At 71.8% G+C, this 24,219-nt stretch carries 26 protein-coding genes, 1 pseudogene and 1 riboswitch; of the genes and pseudogenes, 6 read left to right on the top strand and 21 right to left on the bottom strand.

Features of this window, described 5'->3' with window-relative positions; all coding sequences use genetic code 11:
* Positions 1-22 precede the first annotated feature (22 nt).
* Complete coding sequence (locus tag OCT48_RS18675) at positions 23-1,447, top strand: serine hydrolase (RefSeq protein ID WP_263590627.1); 1,425 nt, start codon at positions 23-25, stop codon at positions 1,445-1,447.
* A 338-nt stretch (positions 1,448-1,785) separates the two neighbouring features.
* Positions 1,786-2,661 carry a DMT family transporter gene (locus OCT48_RS18670; protein WP_263590626.1) on the top strand — a complete coding sequence of 292 codons (876 nt, stop codon included), beginning with the start codon at positions 1,786-1,788 and terminating at the stop codon, positions 2,659-2,661.
* Positions 2,662-2,679: 18 nt separating this feature from the next.
* Here the strand turns inward: OCT48_RS18670 and thiE are convergent, their stop codons facing one another.
* The 8 genes and pseudogenes from thiE to OCT48_RS18630 all read right to left on the bottom strand — a co-directional run bounded on the left by thiE (position 2,680) and on the right by OCT48_RS18630 (position 7,467).
* A complete protein-coding gene (thiE, locus tag OCT48_RS18665) occupies positions 2,680-3,294 on the bottom strand; it encodes a thiamine phosphate synthase (RefSeq protein ID WP_263590625.1) in 615 nt (204 codons plus the stop codon).
* Positions 3,284-3,604 carry a hydroxyethylthiazole kinase gene (locus OCT48_RS18660; RefSeq protein ID WP_263590624.1) on the bottom strand — a complete coding sequence of 107 codons (321 nt, stop codon included), beginning with the start codon at positions 3,602-3,604 and terminating at the stop codon, positions 3,284-3,286. Before OCT48_RS18660 ends, thiE begins: the two co-directional genes overlap by 11 nt.
* Before the next feature lie 34 nt (positions 3,605-3,638).
* A riboswitch (TPP riboswitch) is annotated at positions 3,639-3,741 on the bottom strand.
* A 43-nt stretch (positions 3,742-3,784) separates the two neighbouring features.
* Positions 3,785-4,066 carry a hypothetical protein gene (locus OCT48_RS18655; protein WP_263590623.1) on the bottom strand — a complete coding sequence of 94 codons (282 nt, stop codon included), beginning with the start codon at positions 4,064-4,066 and terminating at the stop codon, positions 3,785-3,787.
* A gap of 125 nt (positions 4,067-4,191) precedes the next feature.
* Positions 4,192-5,568, bottom strand: coding sequence for an ATP-binding protein (locus OCT48_RS18650; RefSeq protein WP_263590622.1), 1,377 nt, complete (start codon positions 5,566-5,568; stop codon positions 4,192-4,194).
* The gene (locus OCT48_RS18645; protein WP_263590621.1) at positions 5,565-6,245 is read right to left on the bottom strand and encodes a response regulator transcription factor; all 681 of its coding nucleotides are present in this window, start codon (positions 6,243-6,245) and stop codon (positions 5,565-5,567) included. The genes OCT48_RS18650 and OCT48_RS18645 overlap by 4 nt, the downstream gene beginning before the upstream one ends.
* Positions 6,246-6,418: 173 nt before the next feature.
* A pseudogene (locus tag OCT48_RS18640) lies at positions 6,419-6,568 on the bottom strand (peroxidase); the annotation flags it as partial.
* A gap of 6 nt (positions 6,569-6,574) precedes the next feature.
* Positions 6,575-7,063, bottom strand: coding sequence for a C40 family peptidase (locus OCT48_RS18635; RefSeq protein ID WP_263590620.1), 489 nt, complete (start codon positions 7,061-7,063; stop codon positions 6,575-6,577).
* A 59-nt stretch (positions 7,064-7,122) separates the two neighbouring features.
* The gene (locus OCT48_RS18630) at positions 7,123-7,467 is read right to left on the bottom strand and encodes a hypothetical protein (protein WP_263590619.1); all 345 of its coding nucleotides are present in this window, start codon (positions 7,465-7,467) and stop codon (positions 7,123-7,125) included.
* 252 nt (positions 7,468-7,719) lie between these two features.
* Here OCT48_RS18630 and gloA point away from each other — a divergent pair, with 252 nt between their 5' ends.
* Positions 7,720-8,253, top strand: coding sequence for a lactoylglutathione lyase (gene gloA / locus OCT48_RS18625; RefSeq protein WP_263590618.1), 534 nt, complete (start codon positions 7,720-7,722; stop codon positions 8,251-8,253).
* 83 nt (positions 8,254-8,336) lie between these two features.
* On the opposite strand, the gene OCT48_RS18620 is transcribed toward gloA, so the two are convergent.
* From OCT48_RS18620 to OCT48_RS18570, 11 genes are all read right to left on the bottom strand, one after another.
* Positions 8,337-9,074 carry a DODA-type extradiol aromatic ring-opening family dioxygenase gene (locus OCT48_RS18620; protein WP_263590617.1) on the bottom strand — a complete coding sequence of 246 codons (738 nt, stop codon included), beginning with the start codon at positions 9,072-9,074 and terminating at the stop codon, positions 8,337-8,339.
* Between the two features lie 77 nt (positions 9,075-9,151).
* A complete protein-coding gene (locus tag OCT48_RS18615) occupies positions 9,152-9,574 on the bottom strand; it encodes a DoxX family protein (protein WP_263590616.1) in 423 nt (140 codons plus the stop codon).
* Between the two features lie 122 nt (positions 9,575-9,696).
* Positions 9,697-10,599 (bottom strand): LysR family transcriptional regulator, encoded by a 903-nt coding sequence (locus OCT48_RS18610; RefSeq protein WP_263590615.1) that lies wholly within the window; start codon positions 10,597-10,599, stop codon positions 9,697-9,699.
* A gap of 17 nt (positions 10,600-10,616) precedes the next feature.
* Positions 10,617-11,780, bottom strand: coding sequence for a lipocalin-like domain-containing protein (locus OCT48_RS18605; RefSeq protein WP_263590614.1), 1,164 nt, complete (start codon positions 11,778-11,780; stop codon positions 10,617-10,619).
* On the bottom strand, positions 11,777-14,275 hold the full coding sequence (locus OCT48_RS18600; protein ID WP_263590613.1) for an ABC transporter permease: 2,499 nt from the start codon (positions 14,273-14,275) through the stop codon (positions 11,777-11,779). Before OCT48_RS18600 ends, OCT48_RS18605 begins: the two co-directional genes overlap by 4 nt.
* Entirely contained in the window at positions 14,272-14,937 is a 666-nt protein-coding gene (locus OCT48_RS18595; RefSeq protein WP_263590612.1) for an ABC transporter ATP-binding protein, read from the bottom strand. The genes OCT48_RS18600 and OCT48_RS18595 overlap by 4 nt, the downstream gene beginning before the upstream one ends.
* 89 nt (positions 14,938-15,026) lie before the next feature.
* A complete protein-coding gene (locus tag OCT48_RS18590; RefSeq protein WP_263590611.1) occupies positions 15,027-16,094 on the bottom strand; it encodes a metal ABC transporter solute-binding protein, Zn/Mn family in 1,068 nt (355 codons plus the stop codon).
* 19 nt (positions 16,095-16,113) lie between these two features.
* Positions 16,114-17,004 (bottom strand): metal ABC transporter permease, encoded by an 891-nt coding sequence (locus OCT48_RS18585; RefSeq protein ID WP_263590610.1) that lies wholly within the window; start codon positions 17,002-17,004, stop codon positions 16,114-16,116.
* The gene (locus OCT48_RS18580) at positions 16,988-17,722 is read right to left on the bottom strand and encodes a metal ABC transporter ATP-binding protein (protein ID WP_263590609.1); all 735 of its coding nucleotides are present in this window, start codon (positions 17,720-17,722) and stop codon (positions 16,988-16,990) included. Before OCT48_RS18580 ends, OCT48_RS18585 begins: the two co-directional genes overlap by 17 nt.
* Positions 17,722-17,871, bottom strand: coding sequence for a hypothetical protein (locus tag OCT48_RS18575; RefSeq protein ID WP_263590608.1), 150 nt, complete (start codon positions 17,869-17,871; stop codon positions 17,722-17,724). The genes OCT48_RS18580 and OCT48_RS18575 overlap by 1 nt, the downstream gene beginning before the upstream one ends.
* Positions 17,872-17,947: 76 nt before the next feature.
* Positions 17,948-18,604, bottom strand: a complete 657-nt coding sequence (locus tag OCT48_RS18570) for a hypothetical protein (RefSeq protein WP_263590607.1) — start codon at positions 18,602-18,604, stop codon at positions 17,948-17,950.
* A 140-nt stretch (positions 18,605-18,744) separates the two neighbouring features.
* On the opposite strand from OCT48_RS18570, the gene OCT48_RS18565 reads away from it, so the two are divergent.
* Together OCT48_RS18565 and OCT48_RS18560 are read left to right on the top strand one after the other, a co-directional pair.
* A complete protein-coding gene (locus OCT48_RS18565) occupies positions 18,745-19,296 on the top strand; it encodes a porin family protein (RefSeq protein WP_263590606.1) in 552 nt (183 codons plus the stop codon).
* Between the two features lie 432 nt (positions 19,297-19,728).
* Positions 19,729-20,502: a DUF4349 domain-containing protein gene (locus tag OCT48_RS18560; RefSeq protein ID WP_263590605.1), complete on the top strand. Its 774-nt coding sequence runs from the start codon at positions 19,729-19,731 to the stop codon at positions 20,500-20,502.
* A 6-nt stretch (positions 20,503-20,508) separates the two neighbouring features.
* Here OCT48_RS18560 and OCT48_RS18555 read toward each other — a convergent pair whose 3' ends face one another.
* On the bottom strand, positions 20,509-21,240 hold the full coding sequence (locus tag OCT48_RS18555; protein WP_263590604.1) for a WYL domain-containing protein: 732 nt from the start codon (positions 21,238-21,240) through the stop codon (positions 20,509-20,511).
* 1 nt (position 21,241) lies between these two features.
* Positions 21,242-21,376 carry a hypothetical protein gene (locus OCT48_RS18550; RefSeq protein ID WP_263590603.1) on the bottom strand — a complete coding sequence of 45 codons (135 nt, stop codon included), beginning with the start codon at positions 21,374-21,376 and terminating at the stop codon, positions 21,242-21,244.
* A gap of 117 nt (positions 21,377-21,493) precedes the next feature.
* On the opposite strand from OCT48_RS18550, the gene cas3 reads away from it, so the two are divergent.
* Entirely contained in the window at positions 21,494-24,214 is a 2,721-nt protein-coding gene (cas3, locus tag OCT48_RS18545; protein WP_263590602.1) for a CRISPR-associated helicase Cas3', read from the top strand.
* Positions 24,215-24,219 lie beyond the last annotated feature (5 nt).

Raw genomic sequence — 24,219 nt, 5'->3', positions numbered from 1 at the left:
GCCAAACATCAGGGGAACGTCAATGGGGTCCACGAGCTTCCTGCGGTGGCGCCAGGCCGCCGTCGTCACGTTGCTGGCCGGCCTGCTGGTCGTGGCCGGCGCCGCCCAGGCGGGGAATCCGCGCTATGCCGGCATCGTCATCGATGCCGACACCCACGAGATCCTCTACGCCGAGAATGCCGATGCGCCTCGCTACCCGGCCTCGCTGACCAAGATGATGACCCTCTACCTGCTCTTCGAGGCCCTCGAGGGACGCAGCATGAGCCTCGATGACCGCCTGCCCGTATCGGCGGCGGCGGCGGCCATGCCGGCCACCAAGCTGTACCTCAAGCCCGGCGAGCGGATCCCGGTGGAGACGGCCATCGAGTCGCTGGTCGTAAAGTCGGCCAACGACGTGGCCGTGGTGGTCGCCGAGGCGCTGGGCGGCAGCGAGGCGCACTTCGCCCGGATGATGACCGACCGGGCCCGGGAGCTGGGCATGCACGACACCACCTTCCGCAACGCCTCCGGGCTGCCGGATGACCGCCAGATCACCACCGCCCGGGACATGGCCGTGCTGTCGCGGCGGCTGATGCTCGACTTCCCCCAGTACTATCCCTACTTCTCGCTGCAGCGCTTCACCTGGCGGGGCAAGACCTATCGTGGCCACAATCGCCTGCTCGCCAACTACCCCGGCACCGACGGCCTCAAGACCGGCTTCATCCGGGCCTCGGGCTTCAACGTGGCGACCTCGGCGGTGCGTGACGGGCGGCGCATGCTGTCGGTGGTGATGGGCGGCTTCACCGCCGCCTCCCGGGACGAGCACATGGCCGAACTGCTGGATCGCGGCTTCGTGCGGGCCTCCCTGGCCGATGGCCGCGGCTGGCTGGCCCGCACCCAGATCGCCGGCGGGCGCCTGATGCCCGGCGCCGCGGCGCCGACGCGCCCCGCGGGGCAGATGCTGGCGAGCCTCGATACCACCACCACCCCCGCGAGCCCGGTCAGGGCCCGGCCGGCACCTGCCGAGCCGGCGGAGGCCGCTACGGCCGGCACCCCGACGGCCGTCGCCCCCTCCATCGACGAGACCCTGGTGCCGGCCCGGCCCGTCATGGCCGAGCCTGTCGAGACGCCGCCGACGACGGCGGTCGGCAGCGTGGACTCGGCCCCGGTGACGTCTCCCGACGATCCCATCCGCCAGGTGCTCGCCGAGGGCGATGCGGCCAATGGCGGCTGGGGCGTGCAGATCGGTGCCTTCAGCGATGCCGACCACGCCCGGCGCCTGGCCGCCCGGGCGGCCGATCGCCTGGCCACCGAGCTGGCAGATGCCCGGGTCTCGGTGCCCCGTGTCGACGGCGCGGGCGTCTATCGCGCGCGCCTGGTGGACATGCAGGAGGGGCAGGCCCGCAGTGCCTGCCGGCGCCTGCAGGCTCAGGGCATGGAGTGCATGGTGGTCCAGGCCAGCCTCTGATCTCTCGATGGCTTGTCCATCCGGAGCCTTCTTAGGATGATCGCAGTTAGCCGTGTCGCTCGGGGCTGATCCGGCGACAGGTCTTCGAGGAGGCGCTGTAAACCCATCCCTGGGCGCTACCGACGCCATCCATGGCGTAGGACCTCCTCTCCGACCTGTCCCCGGCGCCCCTCGTCATACCCAAATGCCATAGCCTTGTGAACCTGCCCGGAAGACTTGCCGCCGTCCACGGCTCCCCTTAGGTTGGTAGGGAATCCTCGCCCCGCCGGTTTCGCCGGCGGGGTGGTTTTTTCTCCCTCCCCGGGTCCCGGGGGAGCCGACGCAAGGAGGCGGTTCGCATGTCATCGTCGCTGAAGGGCATCCTGTACATGTGTGGTGGGGTGCTGTGCCTGGCGTTGGGCGACGCCATCACCAAGTGGCTGGGCGAGACCCATTCGCCGCTGCAGATCATCTTCTTCCGCACCCTGGTCTCGTTGCCGCTGATTCTGCTGATCGCCCGGTTCAACGGCGGGCTGCGGACCCTGCGCACCCGGCGGCCGGGGGTGCACCTGCTGCGTGGCCTGATCTTCACCGGCACCATGATCTGCTTCATGTGGGGGCTGACCCTGCTGCCGCTGGCCGAGACCACCGCCATCGCCTTCGCCGCGCCGCTGTTCGTGACCCTGCTGTCGGTGCCGCTGCTCGGCGAGCGGGTCGACCGCTTCACGGTCCTGGCCACCCTGCTGGGCTTCGTCGGGGTGCTGGTGGTGGTCCGGCCGGGCGGCGACAGCTTCCAGCCCGGGGCCCTGGTGGTGGTGGCGGCGGCGGTGTTCTACGCCCTGACCATGATCACCGCGCGTCGCTACGGCGAGCGCGAGCACCTCTGGGCGATGGTCTTCTACACTACCCTGGTGCCGTTGCTGGTCTCGGCCACGACCCTGCCCTGGGTCTGGCAGACGCCTGCCGCCCTGCACTGGCCGGCCTTCCTCACGGCCGGTTGCCTCGGGGTGGGGGCCATGGCCGGACTGACCCTCGCCTTCCGCCATGCCCCGGCAGCGCTGGCCGCGCCCTTCGACTACACGGCCCTGCTGTGGGCGGTGCTGCTGGGCTGGGGAATCTGGGACGAGGTGCCGGACCTGTGGGTGTTACTGGGCGGCTCGCTGATCATCGTCAGCGGCCTGGCCATCGCCTATCACGAGCGACGCACCGCCCTGAACCGCCGCCCCAGCGCCTAGGCGCGCGGGCAGCCGGGCTCAGCGTCTCGGGAAGGCGCGGGCGGCGGCCTCGGGATCCGGGGTGCCGCAGATGGCGGAGATCACCGCCAGGCCGTCGGCCCCTGCCCGGTACACGTCCCGGGCGTGCTCGGCCTTGAGCCCGCCGATGGCCACCGTCGGCAGGGGGCTCGCCGCCACCAGCTCGGCCAGGCCCGCGAAGCCCAAGGGCTGGGCGTGGTCGTGCTTTGACGGGGTGGCGAAGACCGGCCCCAGGCCCAGGTAGTCGAGCCGCCCCGCGTCGATCCGGGCCAACTGCCCATGGGTCTGCACCGAGAGGCCGAGGATGGCCTCGGGGCCCAGGGCCGCGCGGGCATCGGCCACCTCGCCGTCGTCCTGGCCGATATGCAGGCCATCGGCACCGCTGGCCAGCGCCACCTCCAGGCGATCGTTGATGATCAAGGGCACGCCGCTGCCGGCCAGTGCCGTCTTGAGCCGGCGCGCCAGGGGCACGAACTCGGCGTCGCTGGCATGCTTGTCGCGCAGCTGCACGAGGGTCACCCCCCCGCGCACCGCGGCCATGACGGTCTCGACCAGCCCGCGGGCCTCGCACAGGCCCGGGTCGGTGACCAGGTAGAGGGACAGGTCAACTCGCATCGGTGATCTCCAGGCGCGTGCGCGCGGTGAGAGTGGGGCCGTCCAGGGCATGGAGGGCATCGAGGAAGGCCACGGCGAAGCTGCCCGGGCCGGCGGCGGACTCGCCGGCGGCGGCATAGCCGGCCAGGGCACTCGCCAGGGCGGCGAACTCGGTCACCTCCTCGCGGGCATGCGCCATGGCGGGCGAGGCCCCCAGGGCCAGCAGCACATTGGCCATGGTGTTCATCGCCACATGGTTGGTGATGTTGTGGACCAGCGGCGTGGACGCGCGCACCCGAGCCAGGTGCTCGGCGGGATCGATGGAATGCATAGGGCCTCCCGGGGGAGGGGAGGCGCGGGCCCGGAGGTGAGCCGGCACGACTCCCTCCGCCGGCATTATCCGGGTCAGGTGATGAGGGTGCCTCTCAGCCGGTGCGGCTTGCCGCGCCGGCGCCCCTGTCGTCAGTCGTCACTATCCCCGTTCGGCCGCAGGCTGTAAAGGCGCGGCGGTTCAGGCCGCCAGCTGCAGGGCCACCAGGGTCAGCAGGCTGGCCTGGCTGAGGTGCTGGAGACTCCGCGTGCGGCTGGCGGTCTCGGGCTCGCCGGGATCATCGCGCTCCGGGCGCAGCAGCGCGGTCGCCGCGGCGGCCAGGCCGATCAGGCCCAGCGGCAGGCCGACCTTGCCCCAGCAGGCGATCAGGCCGCCCGCGGCGAGCACCAGCACCCCGCCCATCACCAGCCAGCCGGCTCGCTGCCGGGCGGCGGTCGACGCCATCGGCATCGCCTGTGTCATCGGCATGCTCCTCCCGTGTCGTTGTTGTCGTCATCAAGGCTCACGATGTAACCACGTTAGGGGCGTCAGCTTAAGGGGCGCTTAAACAACGATGACATTTCGATAACAACGGTGACGCGAGGCGGTCAGCGCCGGGGCAGTCGGGCGACGACGCGCAGCCCGCCGCCGGGCGCCGCGTCCAGCTCCAGGTGGCCGCCATGGCGCTGCACGAGGCGGTCGACGATGGACAGGCCGAGGCCGGCCCCGGCTCCGGGCCCGGCGCGGTGGAAGCGCTCGAGGGCCTGGGCACGCCGGGCCGGGGGAATGCCGCTGCCCTGGTCATCGACGCTCAGGCCGAGATGGTGCGCCCTGGCCGTCAGCGAGACTCGCACTCGGGCGCCCTGCGGCGAGTGCTGCAGGGCGTTGCCGACCAGGTTCTGTACCAGGGTGCCGATGGCGCCGGGCTCGGCGATCAGCCCCCAGTCGGCGCCCTCGTCGGCGTCGAGCCGGATGTCCTGGCCGCGATCGGCGGCCAGGGGCATCAGTTCGGCCAGGGCCTCGCGGGTCTCGTGGAGCAGGTCGACCGGCTGGCCCGTGGCATCGGCCTCCTGTTCGGGGTCCAGGCGGGCCAGGGTCAGCAGCTGGGTGACCAGGCGGGTGGCCCGGGCGACCCCGTCGCGCAACTGGGTGAGCGCCTCGCGGCGGTCGTCCGGGTCCTGGGTGGCCAGGGCGTTCTGGGCGTGCAGGTCCAGCACCGCCAGCGGGGTGCGCAGCTCGTGGGCGGCATCGGCGATGAAGCGCTTCTCCCGGGTGCGCATGTCACGGATCCGCTCGAGCAGCCGATTCAGGGCGCCGGCGATGGTGGCGAGCTCCCGGGGCAGCGGCGAGGTGGGCAGGGGGGGCAGGTGCTGGGGATCGCGGCTCCGGATCTGGTCGGCCATGCGGGACAGCGGGCGGAGCCCCCAGCCGATGGCCCACCACAGCAGCAGCGCCAGCACCGGGAGCCCGACGAGGTCCGACATCAGGGTGCGCAGCGCGATGAGCCGCACCAGCTCGCCCCGCACGTCCTCCCGCTCGCCGACCAGCACCCGCAGGCCGTCATCGGGCCCGCTCAGGGCGTAGACCCGCCAGTCATTGTCGTCCAGCTGCACGTCCTCGTAGCCGTCACGCAGCGGGGTGAAGGGCCTCGGCGGCGCGCTGGCCGAGCGCAGCAGCAGGGTGTCCCCTCGCCAGACCTGGAAGGTCAGCTTGCTCTCGTAGCGATGGCCGGCGATGCGCTGGTCGGCCTGGTCGGCCCGTTGCAGGGCGCTCTCGAGGCTGGCCAGCAGGGCGTCGCGGCGCTCCTCGGGCAGCGGGGCGCGCATCAGGCCCTCGAGGAGTCGGGCGTTCTGGGTCAGGCGGGCGTCGAACAGCTCCTCGACCTCGTGGGCGGCATCCCGGTAGCTGGTGACGCCGATCACCAGCATGCTGAGCCCGAACACCAGCAGCACGATCCCCAGGGTACGGCGGCGGATCGAGCTCATTCGCCGCCGTCCCGGGGCGGCTTGTCCATCACGTAGCCGATGCCGCGCAGGGTGCGGATCAGCTCGGGGGCGAGCTTGCGGCGCAGGTGGTGCACGTGGACCTCGATGGCGTTGCTCTCGACGTCCTCGTCCCAGCCATAGACCAGCCGGGTCAGAGTATCCCGCGTGAAGACCCGTCCCGGGTGGCTGAGGAACTCCTGCAGCAGGGTGAACTCGCGTCGCGAGAGCTGCACCGGCTCGCCCCGGAAGCTGACCCGGCGGGTCCCGGGGTCGAGCTCGATGCCCCGGAAGTGGATCACGCTGCTGGCGTGCCCCTGGCTGCGGCGGAGCAGGGCACGCAGCCGCGCCTTGAGCTCGGCGACTTCGAAGGGCTTGGTCAGGTAGTCGTCGGCGCCGGAGTCCAGCCCCTGGATGCGGTCGTCGATGCCGTCCCGGGCGGTCAACACCAGCACCGGGACCCGGTTGCCGGCCCGCCGCAGGTGCTCGAGCACCGCGATGCCGTCCAGCCGGGGCAGGCCCAGGTCGAGGATGACGGCATCGAAGGGCTCGTCGCCCCGCAGGGTGACCAGGGCCGCCTGGCCGTCGTCGAGGATGTCGACGGTGTAGTGCTCCGGTTTCAGCGCCAGGCGAATGCCCGACGCCAGGCTGGGGTCGTCCTCCACCAGCAATATGCGCATGAGCGGTCCTTGTCAGTCATCGAGCTCGGCGAGCCGGCGGCGGATCGCCTCTCGGCGGCCGGCATCGGCCCGCTCGCGCCCGGGCGAGGCGGCGCGTCCAGGGCTCGCCGCGCCTGTCCCGGCTCGTGCAGATAGTCGCCCCAGAAGAACAGGCTGTCGAGTCCCGCGTTGGTCACGGCCGGCACGCTCATGCAGTCGTCGCCCGGTCGCCCGTTCACCGGGGTGGCCCGCTTGTGAGAGTCGGTGAGCTGCTGGCTGTCGAGCACCCGCAGGATCTCGTCGAAGTGACGTCCGGTGCTGGCCGGATAGGTCAGCGTCAGGCGGCGCGGTCAGGGGGCCGGGGCGGCGGCCCCCAGGAAGCGCTCCTGCCAGTAGTCCTGTGACAGCGAGGTGATGCTGACCCGCCGGCCGCGTCCGGGGGCATGGATCATCTCCCCGTCGCCCAGATAGATGCCCACATGGCTGGCCTGGCCCCGCCCGGCGGTGGCGAAGAACAGCAGGTCGCCGGGTCTCGCCCGCTCGATCCGCGGCAGGCGCTCGTACTGGCGACGGGAGGTGCGCGGCACCCGGATGCCGGCCCGGGCATAGACCCGCTGGACCAGCCCCGAGCAGTCCAGGCCGCGAGACGAGGTGCCGCCGTAGCGGTAGGGGGTCCCCAGGGTCTGGCGGGCCTCGGCCAGGATCAGGGCGCGGTCCACGCTCAGCTGCGCCGCGTCGCGGGTCGCCAGGTCGCGGCCCGCGCAGCCGACCAGGGCCAGCAGCATCAGCAGCCAGCCGGCATGGCGGCCGAGGCGGGGCAAGCGGGCGTTGGTCGCCATGCGCTGTCTCCCGTGCACCCTGCCCCGGCTCTAGTCCGCCAGGGCCGGGCTCGTGAACATCAGCGGAAGGAGATGCGGGTCCCGTGGGCGAGCATCTCGTCCGGGGTCATGGCATGGCCCGGCACGCCGATCATCTCGTCCCCGCACTGGTCGGACCAGGTGAGCACGCCATGGGTCAGGCCCAGGTCGCCCAGCAGGTCGCGGATCTCGCCGGTGCCGAGGAAGGTGCAGGTGCGCCCCTCCTTGTCGGACAGCGTGGAGATGCCATTGGCATGGTGGAAACGCACGGTATAGATGCCGTCCATGGACTCCACTTCGACGATCGGCGACAGGCCATGGGACAGGGCATGGGACAACTGCTTGAGGGTGATGTGATCGCCCAGGGACATGTCGATGGCGGTCATGGAGAGCTCCTGGAAACGCGTGGCGTGTATAGCCAATGTAGAATCCTCCGCGGCGGCCTGCCAATCCTTCGTGAGCTCGGGGCGACCACGCCAGGCGCCGCGCGCGACAGGGTCGCGCCCGCTGGCAGGGTCTGTCGTTATTGTATAGGAATTGTATAGGCCTGGGCGGCGCCATGGTCGACCGGGGTGGAAAAGTCCTGCGGTTGCCACCATACCTGTAGAATGTCTCACGACCCCCGACAAGGAGATCCCATGAGTTTCAAGGGCGAGCAGCATCCCGGCGTGAAGACGCCGACCGGTGATACCGACGGCTTCCGCCTCAATCACACCATGCTGCGGGTGAAGGACCCCCAGGCGGCACTGGCCTTCTACTCGCGGGTCTTCGGCATGCGCGTGCTGCGCCGCCTCGACTTCGAGGAGATGCAGTTCTCGCTGTACTTCCTGGCCCGGCTCGACGACGAGGACCGGGTGCCGGAGGATACCGACGAGCGCACCGTCTGGACCTTCAGCCAGCGGGGCCTGCTGGAGCTGACCCACAACTGGGGCACCGAGGACCAGGCCGACTTCGCCTATCATGACGGCAACGCCGAGCCCCAGGGCTTCGGCCATATCTGCTTCTCGGTGCCGAACCTGGAGGCCGCCGTGGCCTGGTTCGATGCCAACAGAGTCGAGTTCATCAAGCGTCCCGACCAGGGCAAGATGAAGGACGTGGTCTTCGTCAAGGACGTCGACGGCTACTGGATCGAGGTGATCGAGGCCGCCCGCATGGTGGGCAAGGGGGACTAAGGCCCTCGGCGCTGGCGATCCGCGATGCGACGAGGCCGCCCTTGGGGCGGCCTCGTTCGTCGTGGTGTCCTCCATGCCGCGGTTCAGGAGAAGGCATAGGTGTCCATGGCCAGCACGCCGTGCTCCACGCTGCGATGCAGCCGCTCGGCCCGCCCGCCGGCGCCCATCGCCACCAGCAGGGGCTGGAAGTGCTCGGGGGTGGGGTGGTTGGCGAGGGCACCGGGGGCGTGCTGCCAGTCGAGCAGGGCGTCGCGGTCGCCTTCGGTCAGGCGCGCATGGACCCAATCGGCGAACTCGCTGACCCAGTCGGGCACCGGCGCCTCGAGGGCGTTCAGCGAGCGCAGGTCGTGGGTCAGGCTGCCGGAGCCGATCACCAGCACGTCCTCCTCGCGCAGCGCGGCGAGCCGCTCGCCGAGCGCCGCCAGTTCGGCATTGGACCAGTCCGTGGGCAGCGAGAGCGACACCACCGGCACCTCGGCCTGCGGGTACATCAGCGACAACGGTACCCAGGCACCATGGTCCAGGCCGCGCTCCACCGGCACGGCATTGAGTTCGCGGGCCAGGCGCTTGGCCAGCTCGGGCTCGCCCGGCGCCGGGTACTGGCACGCGAAGAGCGCCTGGGGAAAGCCGCCGAAGTCGTGGAGGGTCTCCGGATGCTCGCTGGTGCTGACCATCAGGCGCCGGCTGGCCCAGTGGGCCGAGACGACCAGGATCGCGCGCGGGCGCAGGGTCTCGCCCAGCTCGCGGAGGAAGGCATGGGCCGGGGTGCGGGTCAGCGCCAGCATCGGCGAGCCGTGGGAGATGAACAGGCTGGGTAACATGGTCGCGGTCTCCTGGTCAGGGGGAACGCCGCCCGGGCGGGCGGCGTCGCGGCTTGTCGACTCGGTCTAACGGGGGCTCAGGCGAAGCGGGGATGCAGGATCAGGCGACCGCCGCCCAGGCCGGCCTGCACGAGCAGGGCGATGGCCCAGAACACCGGGAATTCCCAGCCGCCGCCCTCGTTGGAGAACACCCAGCCGTTGCCGGCATGTACCCAGGCGGCGCCGAGCAGCGTCGGGATCAGGGCCAGGCTGATCCAGCGGGTGTAGACGCCGAGCAGCAGGGCCAGGCCGCCGCCCACTTCCGCCAGGATGGTCAGGTAGGCGAAGACGCCGGGCAGTCCCAGGGACTCGAAGTAGCCGACGGTGCCGGGCACCGTGAAGACGAACAGCTTGAGCAGGCCATGGGCCAGGGTCATGCCCCCCAGCGAGAGGCGCAGCAGGGTGATGGCCTGGGGCTGGAGGCGGTCGAGCGAGGTCGGCTGGATGGCTTGGGTGGTCATGGTCGTGATCTCCGTCGGGGATGTCTTGCGTTGTGATGGTGTCACTCTAGCCGAGACGAAAACGGAGATAATCGGCGACTTTCGCAAATGACTGTTGCGGTTTTAGCCACAAAGTGCGTCCGTCACAGCCCCAGTTCACGCTCCCAGCAGGGCGGGTCGCCCCAGGCCTCCGACAGTCGCGCCAGGAAGCGCTCGACCTTGGCCGGCAGGTGGCGGCGTGCGGGATAGAGGCCGTGGATGTCCAGGGTGACCGGGGCCTCCTCGATGAGGACGGGCACCAGTCGACCGCTCTGGATGCTCTCGGTGACCAGGAAGCTGGGCTGCTGGGCGATGCCGAGCCCGGCCTCGGCGGCGTGGGTCAGCACGTCGCCGTTGTTGCTCTCAAGCGGGCCGCGCACGGCGTGGCCGCGCCCGCCGAACTGCCAGTCTCCGCCGCTGCCGCCGGTGCGGTAGCGCAGGCACTGGTGGCGCTCCAGGTCCGCCAGGCGGCGTGGCGTGCCGTGCTCGGCCAGGTACCCCGGGGAGGCGCACAGCAGCAGCCGGCAGCGGGTCAGGCGGCGGGCCACCAGGCTGGAGTCGGGCAGGCTGCCGATGCGGATCGCCAGATCGTAGCCTTCCTCCAGCAGGTCCACCCGGCGGTCGTTGAGGTCGAGGCGCACCTCCAGGGCGGGGTGTTCGACCATGAAGCGGGCCACCAGCGGGGCGAGGTAGCGGGTGCCGAAGCTCATCGGGCCATTGAGGCGCAGCCGGCCGCGCATCTCGGTGGCGCCGCTGCCGACCTCCGCCTCGGCCTCCTCCAGGCTCTGCAGGATGCCCTGGGCACGAGCCAGGTAGCCTTCCCCGGCCTCGGTGAGGTGAAGTCGGCGGGTGGTGCGCTGCAGCAGGCGCACCCCCAGGTGCTCCTCGAGCTCCATCACCTGCCGCGAGATCCGCGTCCGCGACAGGTCCAGCGCCTCGGCGGCCCGGGTATAGCTGCCGAGCTCGGCGACCCGCACGAAGGCGGTCATGGCGTCCAGCAGGTTCATGATGGCGCTCCTTGTGTTCAGTAGCCGGTCATCTCGAGATAGCCCTCGCCCCGCGCCGCCCCGCCGTCGCGGTCGCGCACCGTCACCGCGCCCTCCCAGTAGGGCACCGAGGTGGCCATCCAGCGGTTGGGGTGCCGCGCGCTGACCTCCAGGTCGAGTCCCTGCGCCGGCAGGGTCAGCCGCCAGCGGAGGGGCAGCTCGCGGCCGGCGACGCTCCGGGTGGCCAGCGGCACCAGCGTCAGGGCCTCGCCGTCCAGCGCCCGGGTCTCGCCGTCCGCGGCGATCCAGGTGCCGAAGAGGGTCGTGTCCGAGGCCGCCTCGCCGCGCAGCTGGTAGACCATCAGCTTGTGGCCGCTCGCCAGGTGCAGCGAGAACCAGTCCCAGCCGCGGTGCCAGGGGGCCATCAGCCGGTTGCCCCACTCCCGGTCGAGCCAGGCGCGGCCGCTGACCGTCAGCCGCTCGTCCCCCAGGGTGACCGTACCCGTCACCCGGTAGAAGGGCTGGCTCAAGTAGATCGGTCCCGTGGCCTCGGCGCTCCCCTCGCCGAACGCCGGCTTGCCATGGCGTACCAGGGGGCCCTCGGCGTCGAGGGACAGCCGGTAGCCGAAGGCGGCCTCCCCCTGGCCGGCCTCGGCGCTCACCACGAGGCGGTCCAGGGCATCGCCCGCTCCCGCCGCGACCCGGCTCTCCAGGCGCCAGTCGTCGAGCCAGGCGCGGAAGGGGGCGGCGGTGACCCCGGCCTGGCGCGCCTCGGCGTCGCCCCCCTGGCCGGCGCCCCGGGCGAAGCGCTCGGCGACCCGGTGGTCGGCGCCGCGGGAGACCGCCACATGGGCCATCCACAGCTGGTCGGCGGCCCAGGCCCCGGCGGCGGGCGCGCTCGGCGGGCGCAGGGCCCGGCGGAACAGGGTCCACTGGATGCCGAGGGGCGTCCCCTCGGCATCCCGCAGGTTGGCGGTGAGGTACCACCACTCGAGACGGGTGCCGGGGTGGGGGCCGTGATCCTCGGGGAAGCGCAGGCTCGCCTCGGGGGCGACCGGGGTGAAGCCGCCGGCGTCGGCGCCCAGCCCGGCGAAGCCGGCGCGGGGCTCCCCGGCGGAGTCCCGCTCGCAGCCGATCAGCAGCCCTGTCACCACCAGCCCTATCGCCAGCAGCCCCGTCACCAGTCGCCTCCGCCCCCTCATGGTGCCTCCTCGGCGAGCAGCGCCCGGGGCGACGTGCGCCACAGCGCCAGCGACGGCAGGGCCGCCGCCAGCAGGGCGGCCCCCAGGGCGGTCGCCAGGGTCAGCAGCATCTCGCCGGGGAAGACGTGCAGCGGGAGTCGCCAGCCGAAGGCGGCCACGTTGATGGTGTCGACCAGGCAGGCACTGACGGCCAGGCCCAGCGGCAGGGCGAGCAGCCCCGTGGCCAGGGCCGCCGCCCCCAGCTGGGCGAGCTGCACCCGCACCAGCCGGCCGCGGGGCACGCCCAGCGCCCACAGCGGGGCCAGCCGCATGCGCCGCTCCCGGGCCTGGGCCAGCAGGGTCGCCAGCAGCGCCAGGGCCGCCACGGCCAGGGTCAGGGCGTTCAGGGCCCGGGTGATGGCGAAGGTGCGCTCGAAGATGCCGGTGGCGAGCCGCTTGACCTGGCGCTGGTCGCGCAGCGCCGTCGCGTCGAGAGCGAAGCGGCTGCGCAGGGCGGCGGCCAGGGGCGTGGCCGCCTCGCCGTCGGCCAGCACGATGCCCAGGGCCCCCGCCGGGGCCTGGAAGCGGCGTCGCAGCTGGGGCGTGGCGAGCAGCACCTCGCCCCGGGGGTTGCCGTAGTCCGGATAGACGGCGACCACGCGGAGCCGCTCGACCCCGCCCGGTGCGGCCAGGGTGAGGCGATCCCCGGGGGCGATGCCCCGGGCGATGGCCAGCTGCTCGTTGACGAAGGCCGCGCCCCCGGCCAGCGCCCGCCAGGCCGCCTCCCGCCCGGCCAGGGTGGCCTTGAGGGGCCAGCCGGGCCGCACGGCGTCGCCGGGGGTGATGCCGAACAGCGCGACCGGCTGGCGGGGCGTCTCGGCGTCGCCGATCGTCAGCAGGGTCGTCTCGCCGCCGGCGGTGGCCAGGCGTTCGGCCACCTCGGGGCGTGCGGCCAGCCAGGCATCGATCTCGTCGAAGCGTGCCGGCGGGGGGCGCAGGTAGAGGTCGGCGACCAGGCGCTGGTCGAGCCAGTCGAGGAAGGTCAGGCGAAAGCCGCCGACCATGCTGCCGACCCCCAGGTTGGCGGACAGCGCGATCAACAGGGCCATCATGGCCAGGGCCAGGCGTGGCAGCTGCAGCTGCAGGTCGGCCAGCGCCCACTGGACCAGCGGCCGGCGATGCATCCGCCGGCCCAGCCCGGCGAGACCGGCGGCCAGCAGCGGCGGCAGCCAGAGGGCGCCGGCCAGCAGCAGCGCCGCCACCAGGCCGAAGGCGGCGAGCAGCCCCTCGCCGGGCGGCCGCGCGGCCAGCCAGGCCCACAGGCCCAGGGCGGCCAGGGCGCTGGCGGCCCCGGCCAGCGCCTGCCGCCGCAGCTGGCGCTGGAAGCCCGCCCGCCAGGCCTGGGCCTGGCCGAGCCCCAGCACCGGCAGGCGGGCGGCGCGCCACAGCACGCCGCTGCCGGCGAGCAGGAGCCCGCCCAGGACGACGCCGAGCCCGCCCAGCCAGTAGTGCCAGGGCAAGCGCAGGGTGCGGCCGACCTCGGCGCCATACAGGCTCGACAGGGTGGCGGCCACGTCGGGCAGCAGGGCACTGGCCAGGCCGACCCCGCTGGCGATGCCGGCCAGCGCCCCGGCGAGGCCCAGCAGCACGAGTTCCACGGCCAGCAGGCCGACCAGGGTGCGGCCCGGTACGCCCAGCGCCCGCAGGGTGCGCAGCAGGCCCAGGCGCTGCTCGAGGGCCAGGCCCAGGGCGGCCTGGACGATGAACAGCCCGACGATCAGCGCCAGCAGGGCCATGGCGGTGAGGCTGAGGTGGAAGCTCGCCGTCAGCTCGCCCGGGGCCAGCCGCTGCTCGGCCCGAACCAGGCGATAGCCCGGCGGGGCCGCGGCCAGGGCGCCGGCGGGGACGACCAGGCGCGACAGGCCATCGTCGCTCGCCAGCAGGCGGGCCGCGGCGGCGATGTCCATCACCAGGGTATTCGGCGGCAGCGCCGGGGTCGGCGCCAGCGGCGGCAGGCGCTGCCCCCCGGCCAGGGCGGGGGTGGCCCCGGGGGCCGCCCGGCGGGCCAGGCCCAGGGCGGCGAGGGTCTCCGGGGCCAGGCGTGTTCGCCAGGGCGGGGCGAGGAAGGCCTCGAGCCCGCCGCCGGCACCCGGCGAGGCGAGGGCGTTGTCGCCGGGGAGGGTGAGCGGGTCGATGCCGATCAGCGTCAGGCGCTCCCCGCTCGTCGTCGTCACCTCGCCCTCCAGGATCGGCGAGACGGGCAGGCCGGCGCGGCGCAGGGTCACGAAGTCCCACCGCTCGAGCGGCCGGCCGTCGCCCGGGGTCAGGCGGTCGAGGTCGGCATCGAACAGCGCCTCGGCGCGGGCATAGCTGTCCCGGGCCGAGGCGTTGATAGCCTGCACGCCGCTCCACAGGGCGCCGGCCACCCACAGGCCGAGCAGCAGCATGGCCAGCTGGCCGGGGTGGCGCCGGTAGTGGGAGAGCAGGGTCGCCAGGGCCACACCGAGCGGGCTCATGGCGGCGCTTCCCCGAGGCGACCGTGGGAGAGCCGCAGGCGGCGATTCAGGGGGGCGGCGACCCGGGGGCTGTGGGTCACCATCAGCAGGGCGCTGCCGGCCTCGCGCACCAGTTCCAGTAGCAGCGCCAGCACCTCGCCGGCGGTGGTCTCGTCCAGGTTGCCGGTGGGCTCGTCGGCGAGCAGCAGGGCGGGGCGCGGCGCCAGGGCGCGGCCGATGGCCAGGCGCTGCTGCTGGCCGCCGGAGAGCTGTTCGGGATAGTGGCGCTCGCGGCCGGCGAGGCCCAGCCGCGCGACCAGCCGCGCGGTCCAGTCGGGCGACTCCCGGCCGGCCAGGCGCGCCTGGAGGCGCAGGTTGTCGAGCACGTTCAGGCTCGGCACCAGATGATACTGCTGGAACACCAGGCCCAGGCGCTCCCGGCGCAGCCGCGCCCGATGCGGCTCGGCCAGCGACGAGATCGCCCGGCCGTCGAGGCGCACCTCGCCGCGATCGGGCAGGTCGAGGCCCGCGGCCAGGTGCAGCAGGGTCGACTTGCCGCTGCCCGACTCGCCCATCAGTGCCAGGCTCTCGCCCGCTGCCAGGGCCAGGTCGACGCCCGCCAGCACCCGCAGCGGGCCCTGGGGCGTGGCGTAGGCCTTGTGCACCTGGCGGATGTCGAGCATGACGAGCCTCCCCGGGACGGTGGCCTTGATCCTCCCACAAAAACGGCGCCACCCGAAGGTGGCGCCGTTGTCACGCTGTCACGATGCCGTCAGTGGTCGTGGTCATGCGCCTCGTCGTGGGAGGCCGGCTCGTGGGCGGCCTCGTCCTCATGACCGTGCGCGACCCTGCCGTCGTCCGCATCGGCCAGGGCGTCGTGGAGCAGCCGGGCGTTGTGGCGCATCATGCCCAGCCAGGTGCTGGCCTCGCCCTCGGCGGCCAGGGCATCGGCATAGAGGGTGCCGGCGACCGGCAGGCCGGTCTCCTCGGCGAGCTGGTCGATCATCGCCGGGCTGGTCATGTTCTCGTGGAACAGCGCCTGGACGTTGCGCTCGCGGATCACGTCGATCAGCCGGGCCATGTTGGCGGCGCTGGGCTCGGCCTCGCTGGACAGGCCCACCGGCGACAGGAAGCTCACCCCGTAGGCCCGGGCGAAGTGGCCGAAGGAGTCGTGGCCGGTGATCACGCTGGTGGCCTCGGGCAGGGCGTCGACCAGCGCATGGATCTCGGCGTCCAGGGCGGCGATCTCCTCCAGGTAGCGTGCGGCACGCTCCCGGTAGGCCTCCGCGTGGTCCGGGTCGGCACTGATCAGCCCGTCGCGGATGTTGGTGACGTAGAGCGGGCCGAGGCCCAGGTCCTGCCAGGCATGGGGGTCCAGGCCGCCGTGGGCGTGCGCGTCGTGGCCGTGTTCATCTTCATGGGCCTCGTCGCCATGGGCGCCGTGATCCTGGCCATGGCCGTGAGCGTCATCGTCGTCCGCCAGGGCGGCCTCGATGCCGTCGGTGGCCACTACCGTCGGCCCCGCGTAGTCGCTGGCGCCGGCCAGCCGTTCCATCCAGCCCTCGAACTGCAGCCCGTTGAACACCACCAGGTCGGCCTCGGCCAGGGCCCGGGCATCGGTGGGGCGCGGCGTGAAGACGTGGGCGTCGCTGTCCGGGCCCACCAGGGCGGTGACCTCGACATGCTCGCCGCCCACCCGCTCGACCATGTCGGCGAGGATGCTGAAGCTGGCGAGGACCTGGACCCGCTCCGCGGCGGGGGCGTTGGCGGACAGGGCGAGCAGCGCCGAGGCGCCGGCGAACAGGGCGGCTGCCCTGGGCAGGGGGCGGGTCGATGACATCGTGGGGGCTCCGGTAGTGTCAGGGGGAAGAGGCGGCGTCCAGGGGGCGGGCGGTGCGCCGCCAGCGGGCGGCCAGGCTGTGCTGGCGGCCGAACAGCGCGGAGAGCACGTAGGCCACGCCGGCCAGCAGGATGATCGCCGGCCCCGAGGGCAGGCTGAGGTGATACGACAGCAGCAGGCCGCCGGTGCTGGCCACCAGGGCGATGCCGATGGCGATGGCGATCAGGCCCTCGAGGCGCTGGCTCCAGAAGCGCGCGGTGGTGGCCGGCAGCATCATCAGGCCCACCGCCATCAGGGTGCCGAGCGTCTGGAAGCCGGCGGTGAGGTTGAGCACCACCAGGCCGAGGAAGACGCCGTGCACCACGCCGCCGCGCACGCCCTGGCCGCGCAGGAACAGCGGGTCCAGGCACTCCACCACCAGGGCGCGGAAGATCCCCGCCAGGACGATGACGATCAGGCTGGCGATGCCGGCGATCAGTACCAGGGCGGTGGTGTCCACGGCGAGGATCGAGCCGAACAGCACATGGGTGAGGTCCACGCTGCTGCCGCCCAGCGACACTAGCATCACCCCGGCGGCCAGCGAGATCAGGAAGAAGCTGGCCATGGCCGAGTCCTCCCGGTGGCCGGTCATCTGCGAGACGCTGCCGGCCAGCACCGCCACCAGCAGCCCCGAGAGGATGCCGCCCAGGCTCATGATCGGCAGCGAGAAGCCGGCGAACAGGAAGCCCAGGGCCACCCCGGGGAGGATGGCGTGGGCCATGGCGTCGCCGATCAGGCTCATGCCGCGCAGCATCAGGAACACGCCCAGCGGCGGGGCGGCCAGCGACAGCGCCAGGCCGGCGACCACGGCGCGGCGCATGAAGCCGTACTCGAAGGGGGCGAACAGCCAGGCGTCAAGCAGTGCCAGCATGGGAGGCCTCGGAAAAGTCGAAGGGCAGGCGCGGGGCGCGGGGCAGCTGGCCGGCGTGGTGGTCGAGCAGCGCCTCGGGGCTGACCCAGCGGCCGTGGCCGCCGGCCAGCAGCAGGACGTCGTCGGCCAGGCGCGAGAGCTGCTCCATGTCGTGGAGCACCACCAGGATGGTGGCGCCGGCGCGGGCCATGTCGCGCAGCACGTCCATCAGCACCTCGACGGTCTCGCCGTCGACGTTGGCGAAGGGCTCGTCGAGCAGCAGCAGCTCGGCCTCCTGCATCAGGGTGCGGCCGAGCAGGGCGCGCTGGCGCTGGCCGCCGGAGAGCTCGCCGAGCTGGCGGTGGGCCAGGTGCGAGATGCCGAGCCGCGCCATGATGTCCCGCCCCTTGCGATAGTGGGGGCCGCAGTAGCCCCTGAGGGCGCCATGGCTCGGCCAGGTGCCGGTCATGATCAGCTCTTCCACGCTCATCGGGAAGGTCAGGTCGAGGGCCAGCTGCTGGGGCAGCCAGGCGCAGCGCTCGCGGGGCACGCGGCATTCGACGCGGCCGGCCACCGGGGCCAGCATGCCCATGATCGCCGCGATCAGGGTGCTCTTGCCGGCGCCGTTGGCGCCGATCAGGGCGGTGACCGCGCCGTCCTGGAAGCGGCCGTCGAGGTGCTCGAGGACCGTCTGGCCGCCCCGGGCCAGTTGCAGGTCGTGGAGCTGCAGCCGTGCCATCAGCCCGCCCATCCCGCGGCCCACAGGACCGCCATCCAGAGGACGACCAGCGGGGCCAGCGCGAGCAGCAGCCGGCGGGTCGCCGACAGCGACATCAACGAGAAGTGGCAGGGCCCCTCGGGGCGGTGCCGGTGAGTGCGGTGCGCCATGGTGAAAGGTCTCCGAAAATGCGGAGAAGGTTATAACATAACAATATCGGCGCTGACCACTGTTCCGAGCCGCGGGTCAGTAGCGCAGCACGACGCCCAGGCGCTGGGGAGCGACCAGCCAGGCATATTCGCCCTCCAGTCGGAGCTCGCCGAGCGTCAGCCGCGTGGGCTGGAAGCGGTTCACCGCCGCCATGGCCTGCCCCGGCTGGGTGCGCAGCTGCAGCTCGCCGACCAGCATGCCGGTGGCGAAGTTGATCGCGCCATCCTCGGGGCGGTCGTCGCCGACGCCGATCGCCAGCCCGGCGACGCCGTTCACCGCCAGCGAGGACAGCCGTGCCTGCCAGCTGCGCCGCCGGCGCTCCTCCTCGGCCACCTCCCGCAGCAGGCGGCGGGCGCCCTCGAGGTCGTCGCCGCTCTGCTGCAGGCGTCGATGGGCCGCGGGGTGCGGCTGGCGGTCGAGGAACAGGCCGCCCAGGGCGAGCGTCGACTTCACCACCCCCACCCGGGCATCGAAGCGGTCCGCGTCGTCGCTCGCCTCGCTGGCCTGCCAGGCGTTCCACGCCAGGCTGCCGGCATAGATGCCGGTCCAGCCGAGCTGCCACAGCTCGGCCTGGCGGGCGCCGCGGGACAGGGCATCCTCGTAGGCCTGCCATTCGGTCGACGGCGACTGGGCGAGGGCCGGCAGGGGCAGGCAGAGCAGCAGGGCGAGGCAGGGCAGCAGGCGGCGAGGCATCGGGCGTCTCCATGGTCGTCGGGCCTATGCATCCTAGCATCGTGGCGACCGGAGTCGATCGTGCCGCAAGCGACCTGACCCGCCATCCGTCGCCGCGCTACACTGCCGGCCTTCACCCCAAGCGTTCGGAAGGAATCGACATGTCCCGCAAGACACCCCTGCGCTCCCTGCTCGCCGTCTCGCTGGCCGGTGGCCTGGTCCTGGCGGCCGGCACCGCCCAGGCGACCGGCAACACCGGGCCTTACCTGGGCGGCGGCATCGGCCAGATGCACGGCGACGGCGCCTTCGACGACGAGGCGGACCTGTGGAAGCTGACCGCCGGCTACAATGTCGGCTGGCTGCCCTTCCTCGACCTCGGCGCGGAGCTGGCCTACGTGAACGGCGACAGCCTGGACGGCGAGGTCGACGGCCGCTCGGCGACCCGCGAGGTGGCGAGCGTCCAGGCCATGGGCGTGGCCGGGCTCAGCTTCGGCCCGCTGGGCGTCTACGCCAAGGCCGGCATGGCCGACTGGGACGCCGAGCAGCGCGGCCGCGGAGTGAGTCGCGACCACTCCGGCACCGACCCGGTCTACGGCCTGGGGGCCCGTTTCGGGCTGCTGGGGCTGACCGGCCGGCTTGAATACGAGCGCCTCGACACCGACGAGATCGGCAACCTCGACATGGTCACCGCCGGGGCGGTGTATACCTTCTGAGGCGAGGCCAGCCCGGCCAGGCAGGCCCCGCTGTGGCTCTCGGCGCCGGCCACATCGGCAAGGTCCTGTGGCACCGCCGCATGGGCGGCCAGGACGTGCTGGCGCGGATGACGGCACGCTGATCTCGCCGAGCGGGATGGCGCTGGCCCGGGGGGCGGGGTGGCACGCCTCGGCAGGGTCGGCACCGGGATGGAAGCTCCCGCCGAGGCGGGTGCTACGCTTGAAGCGTTCCCCGCGTCATGGACGACCTCGCCGATGCCCGCCCCGCTTCTTCGCCCCCGCCTCCTGCCCCTCGCCCTGACCGCGTGCCTGCTCCCGGGGCTGGCGGGCTGCGGTGATGAGGACCCCGAGCCGCGATCGCCGACGGAGCCCGCCCCGTCCCGGGAGGCGAGTGACGTCCCGAGCGGAGCCCTGGTCGGCCGGGCGCCCCGGATGGACGCCGGGCGCCCGGCGGAGAACGCGGAGGCGCGGGTCGAGGAGCGACGCGCCTACACCCTGCAGTTCGAGGACGCCAAGCGCCTGGTCACCGCCTATCGGGAGACCCAGGCGGCCTGTGTCGCCGTCGACTCCTGTTGGGTGACGCACGGCCGGCTCGACACGCCGCGCCACGGCCTGGCGGGCGGGGAGCTGGGCATGCGCATCGATCGCGCCCGCCTGAAGGACGCCGAGCCGCTGCGGCTGATCGCCGAATCCCCGGCGCTCAGCGGCGTGGAGATCACCCGCCAGGACCGCACCCAGCAGATCATCGATCTCGAGGCCCGACTCGCCCAGCAGGTGGTGCTGCGTGAGCGGCTCACCGAACTGGCCGAGGAGGGGCGCGGCTTCAGCGAGCGGCGCATTCAGGACCTGCTGCAGGTGGAGCGGGAGCTGGCCCGCGTGCAGGGCGAGATCGAGTCCATGCAGGGCCGGCAGCGCCATCTCGCCCGGGTGACCGACAGCGTGGCCATCACCGCCCGCTACCAGGAGCAGCGCTGGGTCGAGCCCCACCAGCACGGCGTGCTCGCCCCCCTGTGGCGGGCGCTGGACCGCAGCGTCTCGCTGTTCTTCGAGTCGCTCGGCCAGGTCATCCTGGTGGTGGTCTTCCTCACCCCCTGGCTGGTGATCGGTCTGCCCGTGCTGTGGCTGCTCAGCCGGCTATGGCGCCCGCTGCGGCGGGGCCTGGGGCGGATGAAAGAGCGGCGGCGGGCGCGGCGTGGACAGGAGTAGGTGGCGTCAGGACCACAGGATCCACTCGGCCAGGGCCTCGCGGTTGACCACCTCGATCTGCTGGGCGCGGGGCTCGGCCTCCACATGGTGCGGATTCACCCCCAGCTCGCGCAGGGCATAGAGCACCAGCGGCCCGCGGCAGTGGAGCCTCAGCTCGCCGTCGCGCATGCCGTAGTCCACCGCCAGCATCTCGCGCTCCTCGGGCGGCAGGCGGCGGTCGGGGATCAGGCGCACCTCGACTCGTGTCTGCCAGTCGGCGTCCCCCGCCTGGCCGTGATCGCCCAGCATTTCGCCGGTGTCTTCCGGCACGCCGCGGAAACGGCTCAGCACGAAGTCCCGGTATTCGCGGTGTTTCTCGCAGTAGGCCCGAACGTGCCAGCGGCCGGCGGCGAAGACCAGGGTATGCGGCACCAGGATGCGGGCCTCCCCGGCGGGATTGCGGAAGGACGAATAGATCGCCTCCAGCCGACGCCCCGCCCGAGCCGCCTTGACCACCTCGCGCACCACGAGCGGGTCCACCGCCCGGCTCGGCAGCGGCAGCGACTCGGTGTCCGCCGCGCCCAGCCCCAGGCCGGCGAAGGGCGAGTCCAGGTCCGCGTGCGCACCCAGCAACTGCAGGTATTCCTCGACCCGGCCCCGGGTGAAACGCGGCCGGAACGCCTCCGTGGGAATGAAACCGCGCCGGGACTCGTCGTAGGCCAGGTTTTCCGGCACATGCTCCCGGTAGCATCGCAGCACCTTACTGTGCCTGTTGACGGCCGATGCCGAAGGCCTCGCCGATCTGCGCGGCCACCACTCGACCCTCCCAGAACGCCAGGATCTCGATCAGCCGATAGCGGGCCAGGGTATCCCAGGGGAGCGGTGTGTCGTTCATAGAGTCTCCGTCCTTGGAGGTCGCGGAGGAGTGGATGCCCCGCATCAAGACCGGGTTGATAAGCATCGTGGATGAATCTTCAGGGTGGCAGAGGGTGGTTAAGAATGCTTGTATGAAATGGCCGACAAGATGCTGCGAGGGACAAGGATGTCGTATTACCTCTACTGGGGTAAAGCTAGGCCGGAGGATGGAGGCGATAGCTGCCATCTGTTGCCATACCACAGCATGGATGTGGCGGCCGTGGGTTGGTACCTGCTCGAGCCTCAACGGCCCCTGGCCCAGCGTTTGGCCAGCCAGCTTGGTCTACCTCCCGACTCCTTGCGACGATTCTTCGTCTTTCTGCTAGGCCTGCACGATCTCGGCAAGTTCGCGCGTGCCTTCCAGGGCGTGGCCCGACCGGAAGGTGTCGAGTTGGTGCCCCCGATCGAGCGGCTGGCCTATACCGAGCGCCATGACCGGCTGGGGGCCTTGCTGTGGCAGTCATGCTGGATCGAGTGGCTGCAGGATGGCACGCTGCGCTGGCCCGATCGAGACCCCGACCGCAGGACGCGTCGACAGCTCAGCGAGACGATGCGGGTCATCCTGGCCCCGATGTTTGGCCATCACGGTCAGCCGGTGGAGGCCGGTCGGTTGGAGCCGACGGAGTTCTTCGGGCACGACGATAGCGCCTCGGATAGCGAGGCCGCCCGCCGGTTCATCGCCGACTGGGCCGCCCTGATCGAGCTCGACTGGCCGATCGACAAGCTGGTTTCGCCGGAGTGGCGAGAGGTTTTCCTGACCGTGAGCTGGACGATCGCCGGCTGGGCCACTCTCAGCGATTGGGTGGGATCGAATCGCGACCATTTTGCCTACTGCCAGGACCCGATGCCGCTGGCCGAATACTGGCCCATCGCGCTCGAACGTGCCGAGCAAGCGTTGCAGGAGAGCGGCTTTGCACAGCCTCCCGAACCGGTGGCTTATGCCGGGCTGGCCAGCTGGTTCGGCAGCCAGTCGGTCACGCCGACCCCGCTGCAGCGGGAAGCCGAAACCCTGCCCATCGGCGACGGCCCCCAGCTGTTCATCCTCGAGGACGTGACCGGCGCCGGCAAGACCGAGGCGGCCTGCATCCTCACCCAGCGCCTGCTGGCGGCGGGGCATGGCGAGGGGCTGTACTTCGCCTTGCCGACGATGGCGACCTCCAATGCCATGTATGAGCGACTGGGGAATCTGCATCAACGTTTCTATGCCGCGGCGTCGCGTCCTTCCTTCGTGCTGGCCCATGGCGCTCGCGAACTGAACGATACGTTCGTGAAGGCCGTGGCCGCGGAGCAGCCGAAAGACCGGGACTATGCCGCCGATGACATGTCGGCCACGACACGCTGCAACCGCTGGTTGGCTGATTCGCGCAAGAAGTCGCTGCTGGCCGATGTGGGAGTGGGCACCATCGATCAGGCGCTAATGGGACTGCTGCCGTTTCGGCATCAGTCGCTGCGCCTCTATGGTCTGACGCGCAAGGTGCTGATCGTCGATGAGGTGCATGCCTACGACCATTACATGCAGACCCTGCTCAATCAGCTGCTGGCCCATCATGCCCGCCAGGGCGGCAGTGCCATCCTGCTCACGGCCACCCTCCCACACGGCATGCGCGAGGCCCTGGCTGCGGCATGGCGGGAAGGGCTGGGGCAGGCACCGGCCTCGATGCAGGAACAGGCGTTCCCGCTGTTGACCCAGGTCGGCCATGACCTGGAGCGGGAAACTCCCCTGGCCACCCGGCCCGAAGTGTCGCGCGAGGTGGGCGTCGACTGGCTGACCACCGAGGAGCAGGCGCTCGACACCGTGATGGCGGCGGTCGAGGCGGGGGAGTGCGTCGCCTGGGTGCGCAACACCGTGGATGACGCCATTCGTACTTACGAGCAACTCCGCCAACGCCATCCCGATTCCGAGCGCTGCCTGCTGTTCCACAGCCGTTTCGCGATGGTGGATCGCCAGCGCATCGAGTCGGACGTCATCGAGCGGCTGGGCAAGGCCTCCACCTCCGATCGGCGTCACGGCCAAGTCCTTGTAAGTACGCAGGTCTTCCAGGAGTCCCTGGACTGCGACGTGGATCTCATGATCAGCGATCTCGCTCCCATCGACTTGCTGATTCAGCGTGCCGGGCGCCTGCAGCGCCATGTGCGAGGCTCGCGTCGCGCACCTGTTCTGTCCGTGCTGGCGCCGGAATGGAGCGATGAGCCGGATGCCCAGTGGCTGAAGCGCGCCCTGCCCGGCACCCAGGCGGTGTATCGCGATACCTCACTGCTATGGCTGACCCAGCGTGTGCTGCGCGAGTTCGGGGCGATCCGCATGCCCGATGAGGGCCGTTCCCTGATCGAGGGCGTCTACGGCCCGGTCGCCGACCGGGTGCCGGATGGCCTGCAGGAAGCGAGGTGGGAGCAGCGCGGCATGCAGGGGGTGGCCGTCTCGATGGCCAACTTCAACGCCCTGTCACTCGAGCAGGGCTATCTTCGCCAGCCGGAGGTCGATCAGTGGCAGGAGGATCTGGAGATTGGCACGCGCCTGGTCGACGAGCCGACGCTCAACGTCGTTCTGCTGAAGCGTTCGGCCGATGGCGAATTGGCGCTGTGGGCCGAGGGCGAGCGCCACGCCGCCATGCTCAGCCAGGTCAAGCTGCGCCAGAGCCAGGCGGAGAAACTGGCGGTCCTCCCGGCCGATTACCAGCCTCGATGGGAGGCACTTCAGGAACGCTACAAGGCACTGCGCTTCACCCGGCCCTGGCTGGTCGAGTCCGATACCACCTGCGCCTATGACGCGCAGTGGGGGGTGGTCTTCTCGACGTCTCCTGCAACAACGACAACCTGAAAAGG

The sequence above is a fragment of the Halomonas sp. M4R1S46 genome (assembly GCF_025725685.1).
GTDB lineage: Bacteria > Pseudomonadota > Gammaproteobacteria > Pseudomonadales > Halomonadaceae > Halomonas.
This window is presented reverse-complemented; position numbering and strand designations above follow the sequence as displayed.